General features: G+C 71.6%; 10 protein-coding genes. 5 read left to right on the top strand and 5 right to left on the bottom strand.

Going from position 1 to position 12523, the window contains the following annotated elements:
- Positions 1-102: 102 nt before the first annotated feature.
- The 3 genes from WME85_RS49855 to WME85_RS49845 form a co-directional block, all read right to left on the bottom strand.
- Positions 103-1338, bottom strand: coding sequence for a pectate lyase family protein (locus tag WME85_RS49855; RefSeq protein WP_437832402.1), 1236 nt, complete (start codon positions 1336-1338; stop codon positions 103-105).
- A 53-nt stretch (positions 1339-1391) separates the two neighbouring features.
- On the bottom strand, positions 1392-2666 hold the full coding sequence (locus WME85_RS49850) for a pectinesterase family protein (RefSeq protein WP_437832400.1): 1275 nt from the start codon (positions 2664-2666) through the stop codon (positions 1392-1394).
- Between the two features lie 475 nt (positions 2667-3141).
- Positions 3142-4923, bottom strand: coding sequence for a hypothetical protein (locus WME85_RS49845; RefSeq protein WP_437832398.1), 1782 nt, complete (start codon positions 4921-4923; stop codon positions 3142-3144).
- Positions 4924-5118: 195 nt separating this feature from the next.
- Here WME85_RS49845 and WME85_RS49840 point away from each other — a divergent pair, with 195 nt between their 5' ends.
- From WME85_RS49840 to WME85_RS49825, 4 genes are all read left to right on the top strand, one after another.
- Entirely contained in the window at positions 5119-5712 is a 594-nt protein-coding gene (locus WME85_RS49840; protein WP_437306099.1) for an RNA polymerase sigma factor, read from the top strand.
- Positions 5709-6989, top strand: a complete 1281-nt coding sequence (locus WME85_RS49835; RefSeq protein ID WP_437832396.1) for a FecR domain-containing protein — start codon at positions 5709-5711, stop codon at positions 6987-6989. Before WME85_RS49840 ends, WME85_RS49835 begins: the two co-directional genes overlap by 4 nt.
- Positions 6990-6992: 3 nt before the next feature.
- On the top strand, positions 6993-8012 hold the full coding sequence (locus WME85_RS49830; protein WP_437832394.1) for a hypothetical protein: 1020 nt from the start codon (positions 6993-6995) through the stop codon (positions 8010-8012).
- A gap of 289 nt (positions 8013-8301) precedes the next feature.
- Positions 8302-8778 carry a YbhB/YbcL family Raf kinase inhibitor-like protein gene (locus WME85_RS49825; protein ID WP_437842586.1) on the top strand — a complete coding sequence of 159 codons (477 nt, stop codon included), beginning with the start codon at positions 8302-8304 and terminating at the stop codon, positions 8776-8778.
- A 45-nt stretch (positions 8779-8823) separates the two neighbouring features.
- On the opposite strand, the gene WME85_RS49820 is transcribed toward WME85_RS49825, so the two are convergent.
- Both WME85_RS49820 and WME85_RS49815 read right to left on the bottom strand, forming a co-directional pair.
- Positions 8824-10194, bottom strand: a complete 1371-nt coding sequence (locus WME85_RS49820) for a pectate lyase family protein (RefSeq protein ID WP_437832392.1) — start codon at positions 10192-10194, stop codon at positions 8824-8826.
- Between the two features lie 427 nt (positions 10195-10621).
- Positions 10622-11641: a hypothetical protein gene (locus WME85_RS49815; protein ID WP_437832391.1), complete on the bottom strand. Its 1020-nt coding sequence runs from the start codon at positions 11639-11641 to the stop codon at positions 10622-10624.
- 116 nt (positions 11642-11757) lie between these two features.
- On the opposite strand from WME85_RS49815, the gene WME85_RS49810 reads away from it, so the two are divergent.
- Entirely contained in the window at positions 11758-12387 is a 630-nt protein-coding gene (locus tag WME85_RS49810) for a TetR/AcrR family transcriptional regulator (protein ID WP_437832389.1), read from the top strand.
- Positions 12388-12523: the final 136 nt, after the last annotated feature.

Here is a 12523-nt window from a genome sequence, read left to right as displayed (position 1 = left end):
TCATGGTCGTGACGACCCTTGTTCTCCGGCCGCCCTTCACAGTGCGCGAGCAGGTCGTGGAGGAAGCTGCCGAGGTGATCCCCGGCTCTCGCTCCCGGCGGCTCAGAGGCCGATTTCGGGTCTTGGCCCTGCGCACCTGGTGAGCAGCGCCTCGACCTGGTCGGCGGGGTCGAGCGAGTACTCGTAGAAGTCGCTCGGGTCGAAGAAGGAGTACGTGGAGCCGCTCGACTCCTTGTCCCCCGAGGTGGAACGGTAGATGTTCCCCGAGGCGACCAGCGTGCCGTCGTCGAAATAGTGGGGGCGGTTCACCGTGTCGAACACGCTGTTCTCGAGCACCATGTTGGTGCCCCCGCGCGCGTAGTTGCCGTAGGAGTCGATGCGCTGGAGCCAGTTGTTGTAGAGGTGGGCACGGAGCACGTTGTCCGTGCTGGGGTTGCGCTGGTTCAGGTCGCGGAACCAGTTGTGGTGGATGGTCATCTGCGCGGTGACGTTCTCCGTCCAGCCGATCCCGAACGCCTTGTTGTGGTCGCTCAAGACGCTCCAGGACACGGTCAGGTAGGAGGTGTCCTTGCGGCTGTCGATCATGCCGTCGCCGATGTGGTGCAGATGGCAGTGGTCGATCCAGACGTGGTGGGCCGTGTCCATCTGGATCCCGTCGAAGTCCTGCGTCTTTCCTTCCCAGTCTCCTTCGACGAAGGTGTCGCCGATGGTCAGGTTCCGCAGGATGACGTTGTGCACTCCGCTCCCGAGGAAGAACCCGCCCTGGGAGATCTCGGCCGTCGCGCCGATGCCCACGATGGTCTTGTCCGATGCGACCGAGATCTCCTTGCCCTTGGGGGACACCGTGATCTTCCCCTGGACCCGGATCACATGGGGCCCGGACGCCCCGGCGTATCGCTCGAGATCGGCCTGGTTCGTCACGGTGACCGTCTCTCCGTCCCGCCCGCCATGGGTCCCGTCCTGGCCCTCGCCGCTCACCGTGGCAAAGCCCTCCAGGGTCAGGGGACACCCCTCGCTGTCGGCCGCGCCCCCCGCGCCGCCCGTGCCGCCGCCGCCCGAACCTACCGGACCGGCGCTCGACTCGCCGCCGCCCGCTCCCCCCGAGCCGTTCGCCGATCCGCCGCCACCGGCGCCGCCGGAGCCTGGATCTCCGCCCGTGGACGAGCTGCCCGTGGACGAGCTGCCCCCGCTCGCCGCACCTGCCGTCGTCGAGCTCGCGCTCCCTCCTGCCAGCGAATCGACGCTCCCCGAGCCGCCGGGCTCTGATGTCCCGCAGGCCAAGGCGAAGCCGAGAGGAGAGGCCGCAAGGAGGAAGGAAGCGAAGAGGTTCTGTTTCATGGCTCTCTGGTCTTTCTTTGGCCTCGATCGACAGGTGTTCACGAGAGGCGCTCTCAGTCCGCAAACGTGGGCTTCCAGGGCGCGAGCATGTTCTCGACCGTGTAGCTCGCAGCCTCGGCCGCGCTGAGCTGCCTGGACTCGCGGGCTCGCTCGCTCGGCCTCGCGCCAGGTCCGGTGGTCATGTACTCGGCGAAGCGCGCGGTCGCGAGCGTGTTTTCGCTCATGCGGACCCAGCCCACGGGCGCGATGTGCGCGCCGAGATCGGTCCCGAGGTAGGTCGTCGCGCCGTAGGGCCTCCAGTTGCGGCCGAGGGCGACCGCGCCGGCCCGGATCGAGCCGACCGCCGTCGCCTTTCCTCCGAGGAACACGATCCCGAAGGGGATCGCTTGGTCCGTGCTCGGCGCCGTGATCGCCGTCCCCTGCGCGACATTGTGGACCGTACAGTCCTCGAACACGGCCGTGGCGCCTCCGAAGATGAAGTCGACGCTGCCCTCGATGTAGCAATCCCTGAAGTACTGCGTTCCATTCTTCACATAGACCGTGTCCTGGTAGCCGAGGGCCCGGCAGTGACGGAATTGCACGCGGCTGCCGGAGACGAGCAGGGCCACGGCCTGCACGCCCGGGCCCGTGCTGTTGGCGAAGGTGATGTTCTCGGCCGAGACGTCGCTCGCGGAGATGTTGACGCTGAAGCTCCCCGAGGTGCCCAGCGTGCCCCCTGCGCCGTTCGGCGTGTTCGCGTTGTCGCCGTAGGTGAGCACGGTCGTCTCCGCCTGACCTGTCCGGCCGCAGAGCGTGACGTGGGGGCGGTCGACGACGAGCTTCTCGGAGTAGGTCCCGGGGGCGATGCGAAGGATGGTGGGGGTCGTGTTCGACCTGGCGACGCTGTTGATCGCGGCCTGAACCGAGGTGAAATCACCCGAGCCATCCCGGTTCACGTCGATGAGCACCCCACCTGTCACGCTGTTGCAGTCGGACGTCCCGCCGCCGCCTGAACCACCTGCGCCTGAGCCACCTGCGCCTGAGCCACCTGCGCCTGAACCGCCGCTGCCAGCGACGCCGGTCCCCGAGCTTCCGCCCGCGCCGCTCGCCGGGCCGCGGCACAGGCAATAGTCGGACTGGTGTCCCGCGTCGCACGGCAGGGCCGGGCGCGTCTCGTCGGGGCCGCAGCTTCCCTCGAGGTTGTCATAGGCGGCCTCACAGGCGAGACCTGCGGCTCGGCACACCGCCGTGCAGCCGCTCCCGTTCTGGAAGACGGCGCCGCAGAAATCCTCGCCCGAGGTGCACAGCTCGAAGCCGGCTGCCTCGATCGGTGAGCAATCGACGGGCACGCCGGCGCTTCCGCCAGCGCCCGCGCTCCCCGAGCCGCCGGGCGACACCGTGCCGCCGCTCCCCGTCGCACCGCTCGACTGCCCGCTGGGGCCGGCGGGCGAGCCGCCTCCAACGGGTGAGTCGCCTCCAGCGGGTGAGCCGCCTCCGGCGGGCGAGGCCACATCCTCGGCGCCCGGCTCGCTCGAACAGGCGAGCGAGCAAAGGAGAGCGAGGAAGGAAGGGAGCGCAACACAGGGGTAAGGACGCGACATAGGGGAGTTCTCCACGACGCAAGCAGGGAGCGTGTCAGGGGCACCGCACGAGGGACGGTTGTTCGAGGGAGATCAGACCCGTCAAAAAAGAAGGCCCCTCGGCGGGCCCGCCCTCGAGGCCTCGCGAAGGGGCGCGGAGCCCCGCCGGCTCCGCGCCCGGCGCCGCGCGGCGACCCCCGAGCGAGCCGCTCTTCCGGGGGCAACCCGCTTCCGCCCCGCCTCGCTACTCGCGCGCGAGCGGCAGCGCCCAGGGGCCTCCCGCTCCGGCCCGGGAGATCACCTGGGGCAAGGCGTCGCTCGCCCGCTCGGGCTCGTATGCGTAAGGGGGCGTGAAGACCTCATCGGCTGGCTCCTCGCGCTCCTCGCGCTCCTCGCCCTCGCCGCCCAGGTGAACGCCGCTCTCGTCGCGGTAGAGGTTCGAGCCAGGGACGGCCAGGAGGAGCCCGCTGCCCGTCGCGTCGCTGCAGGTCGCGCGCCGCGTCGCTGCCTCGGCGTTCTCGAACACGCTCGCCTCGAGCAGCACCTGCCCCTCGCAGGAAGCGCCGACCGCCCATCCCGAGATGTTCGAGAACACATCGTTGAAGAGGTGGACGCGCGCCCGGGATCCGACGACGTTCGGGGCGCGCGTGCTCACTTCGTCGAAGCGACAGTGGTGCATCGTCACCTCGGCGTCGGTGATCGTGCAGGCCCAGCCCTCGCGGCCGCCGCACTCGGCCTCGTTGCTGCCGTCGAAATGGACGTAGGAGAAGGTGACGCCGCTCGTGCCCGCGAGGACGTCGGCAAAGGCGTCGCTGATCCACTTGATGGTCGTGTGATCGATCCAGACCCGGGAGGGCTGCGTCAGCGTGAACGCGTCGCCCGCCTCGAGCAGGCTCGCGTTCAGGTCGTAGAGGGCGAGGTTGCGGAGGATGATGTTCTGGCTCTCGTCGAGGTTCATGGTCACCCCCGGCAGCGCCGCGCCGCGCCCGAGCCCGACGAGGGTCTTGTTCGAGCCGAAGCGGAGGATGCGATCGTCCCGCGTCGCGCCCACGAGCGGGCGCTCGCAGGTCGCGTCCCCGGTGAGCACCTGAGAGAGCGTCTTCTCGGGATCTTCCGCGCAGGTGCTCGGGCAGACCTCGATGTCCCCGATGTCCGATCCCTTGCGGCGGAAGTCGTGGACGCCCTCGGCGAGCAAGAGCACGGCCGGCTCGTCCGAGCGGGCGAGCCGCTCGAGCTCGGTCCAGCTCGAGACGAGCACGGGCGCCGCCCCCGCGCCTCCCGTCGTGCCCTCGCCAAAGCCGATCGGCGCGATGCGTATGGCTTTCCGGAGGGCGATGGGCCCCCTCGTCCCGGGGGCAGGCCCGATCCAGCGGCCCGCCGTGCTCGATGGGAAGAGCGCCTCGGGATCGCAGCCCGGCAGATCTCCAGGGCTCCCCAGCTCGCGCGCCGCCGTCCAGCCGCTGTCGTCGTAGCCGGGCGCCGTCCAGTCTCCTTCCGGCGCCGTGCTCAGCTTCCAGTCGCTGCCGCTCCCATGGCTGCGCTCCAGCTCATCGAGGTGGACGAGCGCCGCGGGGGTCCCCGCGGCGGCATGGACGCTCACGGCGATCACGTTCTCACCCGGGAGCAAGGAGAGGGGCACGAAGAGCGGAGCGCGCGCCGACTCGCTCACGGCGAGGAGATCACCATTGACGTAGACGCGGAAGGTATCGCGCGCCGTGATGGAGAGACCGGGGCCCTCGAGCGCGCCATGGCTCGCGCTGACGAGCGGGGAGCTCGCGAGCTCGTCTCCCTCCCCGAAGGCGGCGCCCGGCGGGAGCTCCGCGTCGGGCGGCTCGCCCTCGCAGGAGAGCTCCGCGGGGGAAGGAGCGCTGCCGCCGGCGCCCGCGGCCCCGGGGAGCCGCGTGGCCGTCTGGACGAGCTGGTCCTCGCAGGAGAGCCCCCAGGTCGAGGCCGAGAGCGCGGCGGCCCCGAGGAGCCAGGTGCTGCGGGAGAGGCGCATCGACAACAAGCGAAGCTTGGGGGCCATGGCGCAGACCGCAAGCCCGGTGCTCCGAGCTGCCTGCTTCGATCCAGCGTTCTCCAGCGCTCTGGCGGCGGGTGAATGGTAGCGCCCTCCAGCGCTCTGGCGGCGGGTGAATTTTTCTGGAGGGTCGAGACGCCCCCAGGTAACCACGAAGGCGTGGCTCACCCCACGCGCTCTGTCCCGCCGCCCGGACCCACCGTGGCCCGCTTCCCCGCCGAGAAGCGGTCGGACGCGAGCCTCGTCGCCGGGGTCGCCGCCGGAGAGCGCGAGGCCCTCGCCGTCATCTGGGACAGGTATTCGGGTCTCGTGCGGGGTGTGCTTTACGGCGCCCTCGGTCCCGATACGAGCCTCGAGGATCTGGTCCAGGAGGTCTTCCTGGCCCTGTTCCAGGGAGCCGCGCGCATCCAGGACGGGGAGGCCCTCCGTGGCTACCTTGCGTCCGTGGCGGCGCGACAGGCGGCGCTCGAGATCCGGAAGCGCAGGATACGCCGCTGGGTGGGCCTCTCCCCGAGCGGGGAGCTCCCCGAGCGCGCCCTCGAGCGCGTCGACTTCGAGCATCGCGAGGTGCTCCGCGCCCTCCACCGCGTGCTCGGCAAGCTGAGCGCGCGCCGGCGCATGGCCTTCGTGCTGCGCCACGTGCAAGGCCTCGAGATGCTCGAGACGGCCGCGGCCCTCGGCGTATCCGAGTCGACGGTGCGCCGAGAGCTCGAGAGCGCGCGCGAGTTCTTGCTCAAGGCGCGCGAGCCAGCCCTCCAGGAGTTTCTGTCTCGGCGTGAAGGACCTTGGCCATGAGCGACCCCGAACGACAGCTCGATCCCGTCGCGGCGCTCCTGCAGCGCGCCGCGCGGCTGAGCGAGACGGAGCGCCTCGAGGCGCGCGCCGCCTTCTTGCGCCGCGTCGACGAGGAGCAGGCGCGCGCGAGCAAGAAGCGGGTGGCCGTGCGCTGGGCAGCTCCGCTCGCCTTCGCCGCGGTTGTGCTGCTGCTCGCTTTCTTCTTCTGGCGACCGGAGCGAGGTCTCGAGTACGCCGTCGAGGGCGCCGCGGACGAGAGCGGCTATGTGCGTGTGCCGCTCGATCACCCGGCTGCCATCACCTTCTCCGACCGGACGCGGATCCGGGCGGCGGCAGGGACGCGGCTTCGCATCGACGAGACGAGGAACGAGAGCGGCGCCCGCATCTCGGTCGAGCGCGGCCGGGTCGAGGCCGAGGTCACGCACACCGGGCACAGCGATTGGCGCTTCGCGGCGGGTCCGTTCGTGGTCCGCGTGGTGGGCACGCGCTTCGAGCTCCTCTGGGACGCCGACCGCGAGCGGATCGAGGTGATCCTGCACGAGGGCTCGGTCGAGGTGGAGGGCTACGCCGGCTCCGGTGTCGTGAGCGTGCGCGCGGGGCAGCGCTTCGTGGGAGACGCCCTGGCGAGGACCCTGCACGTCAGCGACACGGCGGCGCACGGCCCCGAGCCCGCGCCTCCCGCAGCGCAGGGACAGGGCCCCGAGGTCGCGCCGGCGCAGGGCCCCGAGGTCGCGCCAGCGCCGCCGGAGGCCGCTGCTCCGCCGGAGCCGAGCTCCTCCGAAGCGCCGACGCCGCTGGCCGCCCCGCCGAGCGGCAAACCGTCCTGGACCAAGCTCGTTTCGCAGGGCGAATTCCGGCGCGTCGTCCAGGAAGCCGCGGTGCGGGGCACGCAGAGCTGCCTCGCCTCCTGCGACGCCGCCGACCTGAACGCCCTGGCCGACGCCGCTCGCTATGTGGGGCAGAACGAGCTGGCCGAGCAGGCCCTGCTCGCCCTGCGAGCGCGCTACGCGCCGACAGCGGGGAGCCGTGCGGCCTTCTTGCTCGGGCGCCTTCACGAGAGCCGCGGCGGCGCGGCGCGCGCCAGGGCCTGGTACGAGACGGCGCTCCGCGAGGCGCCGAGCGGCGCCTTTGCCGCCGAAGCGCTCGCGGGGAAGATGCGCGCGGTCCAGAGCCTCGAGGGGCCCGCCGCCGCGCGTGGTATCGCTCAGGAGTACCTGCGCCTCTATCCGGGCGGGGTCCACGCCAAGGCGGCTCGACAGCTCGCCGCTCAGCCGTGATCCATGGTCCAGCGGGTGCGGATGCTCCTCGTCGTGTTCCTGCTGCTCGTCTGCCCTCGAGTGGCCTGGGCGCAGCGCGTGCTCGTCGTGCGGCCACCCCCGCGCGACGCGACGCTCTTCGAGGCCTTCGGACGGCTCTGCGCCGAGCTCCAGCTGCAGTCCTTCGAGGTGGTCGTGCTCGGAGGCTCGGCTCGCTCTCCCGGGCCAGAGGAGCTCGAGCGAGAGGCGCAGGAGAGCGAGGCCTTCGCGGCTGTCGCGCTGCGGCGCGACGGCAGCGGAACGGCCGCCGAGGTGTGCATCGTGGATCGCGTGACCGGCAAGACGACCACGCGCAGGCTCCTCATCGATCCTTCGAGCGACGGCCCGATGCTCCTCGCCGTGCGCGCCGTCGATCTCCTGCGCGCGAGCCTCCTCGAGCTCGGCTCGGGCCAGGCTCCCGCTCGCGACGTGCTGGGCGTCGAGGCCCGGCCGCCCGCCCCCGAGGTGCTCCGCTTCTCCCGGGAGCCGCCCCGTTTTCACGTGCGCGCGGGGGGGCTCGTCCTCTTCACGCCGCCGGTCGGCGGCGGCGTCGGCGTGCACCTCGGGGCGCACTATCGCCTCGACGAGCGCCTCCGTCTCGGCCTGCTCCTGGCCGGTCCACTCTTCGGCGCCGGGTTCCGTGCAGAGGGCGGCGCTGCCCGGGTGCGCCAGGAGCTCGCGCTCGTCCGGGGCAGCTGGAACCTCGGGCAAGCGGCCGCCGGTCATCGCTGGGAGTGGGGGCCGCTCCTCGGCATCGGCGCCTATCACCTGCAGGCGACAGGCGATGTCGAGCTGCCGCTCGTGGGGCGAAGCGCGGAGTTCTTCAGCCTCGCCGCGGACGCGGGGCTGAGCGTCCAGTACTTCTTTCATCCGAGCGTGAGCCTCGGTCTCGAGCTCACCTGTCTCACGCTCCTGCCGCGCCCCATCATCGCCGTTGACGAGGAGCGCTCCGCTCCCCTCATCGCGCAAGCCCTGGGCACGCTCAGCCTGGGTGCCTCGTTCTGAGCGAGCGTGCGGCCAGCAGCCGCCCGGGCGAGCGTGCGGCCAGCAGCCGCCTGGGCGAGCGTGCGGCCAGCAGCCGCAACAGCCACAAAAAGGGCCGGCGCTGACGTGCGCGCCATGGCGCCGGCGCGGGTTCGAACGCACGTTGGTGCGCGGGGGGAGGGAGCGTTCGCCGATGACCCGTGCTGCCCGTTCCATGCTCGGAGCGCTCGTGCTCGTCTCGTGCGCCACGGCCGAGAGCGCTCCGGGCGGCGAGCGCGCCGCGGAGAAGACCCCGCAAGGAGGGAAACCGATGCTGAGCCTGACGTCGCCGGCGTTCTCGCAAGGCGGCGAGATCCCGAGCGAGCACACCTGCGAGGGGGCCGATCGATCCCCGCCGCTCGCCTGGTCCTCGCTGCCGCCAGGCACGCACAGCCTCGCGCTCGTCGTGGACGACCCGGACGCGCCCGACCCGCGCGCCCCGAAGACCACGTGGGTCCACTGGGTGGTTTACAACCTCCCGCCCACCGCGAAAGGCCTGCCCGCAGGCGCTGCGGAAGGCGGCCTCCCCGAGGGCGCCCGGCAGGGCATGAACGACTGGAAGCGCCCCGCCTACGGTGGTCCCTGTCCGCCGGCTGGCAGGCACCGCTATTTCCACAAGCTCTATGCCCTCGATACGGTCCTGCCCCACCTCGGCACACCGACGAAGTCCCAGCTCGAACAGGCAATGGCCGGCCACGTGCTCGCCCAGGTCGAGCTCGTCGGTACGTACGAGAAGAAGCGGAGATAGTGCGTATTCCGGGCCCACGCAGCGGCCGGCTCCGAGCGCGGCGGGTCACGGAGCGAGGGAGTTGATGTACTCCTCGAGGTTCGTGTAACCGTCGCCGTTGCGGTCGCCGTTACGATCCTCGGGGTCGCGAGGGTCGAGCCCGGTGGAGCCCTCCCAGGCATCGGGCATCCCGTCCTGATCCGTATCCGCGGGCGCGGAGCCCCCGGGGATGTCTCCGACGACGCCAGGCAGCCCGAGGCTCGCCTCGTCGCTGATTGTGGCGCCCTCGGTCCCGAGGGACGCGAGCTCTGCCATCAAGAAGTCGTCGACCGGATCACGCCAGAGGGACGCCCCGGCGTGCTTCATCACGTGGTGGAAGGCTTCCTCTGCGCTCATCGCGGGCACGTCGGGGAACTCCACGCTCGGAGCCGTTTCCCAGGTGGCCGAGCCGAAGTCTCCCTGGCCGAGCAAGCGGCCGTTCAGGACACCGTCCTCGTTGCTGTCGTACCAGTTGTCGACGGCGTGGATGTGGTACTCGGGCGTGGGGCTATCCAGGGTACCACCTTTCGTCTCCGGGCCGGTGATCAGGGTGTTGCCGATCATCGCCCCGTCCGAGCGCCCGCTCGTGTCGCCCAGGATGTAGCCGGAGACGACCCAGTTGTAGACGACGTTGTTGACGAACTGCAGCGTCCCACGGGCCTTGGGGTTGCGGGAATTGTTGTCGATGTACAGGGATCGAAGGATCGACGTGGCGCTCGTGTTGACGAGGCCGCCGGTGCTGTGGGTCTGGAGCCCCTGCGCGACGATCGAATCTTGAAGCGTGAGGTTGTGGAGCTCCGCCCCGCTCTCCCGGTTCAGGTCGAAGGTGCCGTCGCGCCCCCAGCTCAGGGAGCAATGGTCCCAGATCACGTCATGGCCGTTGGCCATGGTGACCGTGTCCTTGCCGGAGTCACCGATCTTGCCCATGCGAAACCGCACGTAGCGCACGATGGTGTTCGAGGCGCCGGAGAAGGACGTGCCGTTTCCGTAGATGGTGATGCCGCCGCCCGGCGCGGTTTGCCCGGCGATCGTCTGGTTGTTCTTGAACACGAGGCGGGCGTCGATCTTGATGACGCCGCCGACGTCGAAGATCACGGTGCGGTTCGGCTGGCTGATGGCGTCCCGCAGGGAGCCGGGTCCTGAATCGTTCAGGTTGGTGACATGGTAGACGTCGCCACCGCGCGCGCCGGTCGCCATGCGCCCGAAGCCCTCGGCGCCGGGGAACGCCCGGAGCTCCCCGGCGCTCGCGCCGCCCGTCGCACCGCCGCCGCCCTGACCCGGGCTGGGCGCGCCGCCGGACCCGCCAGCGCCCGTCGTTGCCCCGGAGGCGGAGTCGGCGGAGCCGTCGCTCGATGCTCCTCCGCCCCCTGCCGCTCCGCCCGTGGCGACAGGGTCCACCGGGGGAGCGCCGCCGCCCCCGGAGCCGTCGTGCGGCGACCCGGAACAGGCCCACGCGGCCGTACCCAGCAGAGCACACAAGGACAGCCAGGGAATACTCACCCGGGCTGGGGAGTGTCGCGCCCACGTCTTCATGCCTCCGGAGTTGCGCGAGCCCCCGGGCACCTGCCAGATTTCCGACCCAATCATCAGCCGATTGGTAAACCGGAGCCGCCGGACCAGGTCTGTCTAGCTCGTCGCTACCTGTGACCTGTCCCACCGGGGTGGGGGGCCTCGTGGATCGGCCCTGCGGCGCAAGACCCCAATGCTGTCCAGCGCCGTAGGGTAGCAGGTGTTTCCCTCGTGAAGCCATTGCTACCGGGCAGCTGCTTGCGGTTGAGGGTGCCCAGCTCGCCCAGCCTGTGCTCGATGCCTTCCGCGCCAGGCGTCAGAGGCGCTGGCCCGTGCGGCAGACGCGCGCGCCGAGCTCCTCGATCCGCGCGACCACGCGTGCCGGGTCGAGCACGCTCTCCGGGAGGTAGAGCCCCGGGCCGACGGGGGGACCGCCCGCGAGCCCCAGCAGGCGCTCCGTCGCGATCGCGGCGCCGTACGCGCTGAGGCGCGCGAGGCCGTCCGTATCGACGATGTCGTAGCGCAGCCGCGCGCCCGCGCCGTCGTGGCGCCGCCCCGACACCTCGACGACGAGCTCCGTCACGTGACCCGCGCCGCCCGTCGCGGCGTCGCGCGTCGCGATGTCGACGCGGATCTCTCGCGCGTCGGTCGCCGCCGCGAGGCTCACCACGTCGGGGAGCGGCATGGCCCGGCCAGCGCGCTCCACGCCCTGGGCGTCCGCGAAGCGCCGTGTCGCCGCGTCGCCGAGCAGCCAGGTCCATTTCCCGCCCTGGAGCGCGAGCGGAGCCTGCCCGCTCTGCGCCTCTTGCTCGAAAGCGGCCTGCAACGCGGGGCCGCCGCGATCGTCCGCGTCGACCACGCAGCCGATCGCGATCGCGTCGACGCGCTCGAGCTCCTGCGCGAGGTGCAGCGCCGCCAGCGTCGCCACGCCGCCGAAGGCGTGGCCCAGCATGAGGATGGGAGCGCGCGTCGGTCGCGCGATGGAATGGGCGACCACGGGGCCGATCTCCCCGACGGAGTCCGAGAAGGCGACGTGGGGCACGCCGTCCGCCTGCGCGCGCTTCACGGCGTTCGACGCCTCGTCCTTGACGAGCGCGACGACGGCGCTGAACGACGCGCCTCGATCGAGGCCGAGGCCGTCGCGGCCGACGTCGGCGGCCGTCGCCGTCGTCGGGCCGCCGACCTCCGCGGCGACCTGGGACGCCCTGCCCGCGTCGCGCCCGGCGATCGCGATCGGGAGGTCCGGATGCAGGCGCCGGAGTGCCTTTGCCGCGCGCGCGCCGACCTGGCCGGAGCCGCCGAGCAAGAGGACGGGTGACATCGTTCGTGTGGCCATCTGGATCGACTCCTCCCGCCGAGCGCGCGGACGCGCCCGGCGCGTGCCTGGTGTTAACCTACCATTAGTAGGTTTCCTTTGGTAATATGTACCGGCTCGTGGTAGCGTCAAGGCACATGGCGAAGTCGAGCGCCACACAGCCCGCGGCCCGGCCGAGGAGCGACGCCGCCCGCAAGCGCCTGTCGAAGGCGGAGCGCCGCGAGCAGCTGCTCGAGACGGCCGAGCAGATCGCGCGCGAGGAGGGCACCGACGCGCTGACGCTCGGCCACCTCGCCGAGCGCGCGGGCGTCAGCAAGCCGATCGCGTACGAGCACTTCGAGACGCGGTCCGGGCTCCTCATCGCCCTCGCGCGGCAGATCGACGACCGCCAGGTCGCGGCGCTGCTCGAGGCGCTGAAGCGGACGCGCCGGCGCCTCGAGGACGTCGCGCGCGTCGTCAGCGCCGCGTACATGCATTGCTGCGCGACGGTCGGGCCTCAGTGGCACGCCATCCTCGCGGCGCTGAAGGGCGACGAGCAGATGGACGCCGTCGAGCGGGAGCTCCTCGACAGGTACGTGACGATCTACGAGGACGCGCTCGCGCCGTTCGCCCACCTCTCGAAGCGCGATCTGCACCTCCGCTGCGTCGCGATCATCGGCGCCGCCGAGGCGCTCGCCGCCGACATGTTCCGCGGCCGCACCGACGAGCCCGCTGCCGCGAAGGCGCTCGAGTCGCTGATCGTGCAGTGGCTCTCGAACGGCGGCTGAGCGGCGGCCCTGCGCGTGAGCGCCGGCGCGCGCGGGGATCGGCGCCGATCGAGAGCCGACCGAGGCGCGGCGAACCCGAACGGGCGCACGAGCTCGCCGGTGACCGCGGCGCTTGACAACGGGGGGCCGGTCTCGA

Source organism: Sorangium sp. So ce1153 (assembly GCF_051521595.1).
In the GTDB taxonomy this organism is placed as follows: Bacteria; Myxococcota_A; Polyangia; order Polyangiales; family Polyangiaceae; genus Sorangium.
Note: the sequence above shows the minus strand (reverse complement) of the source record. Positions and strands in the feature narration are given on the sequence as shown.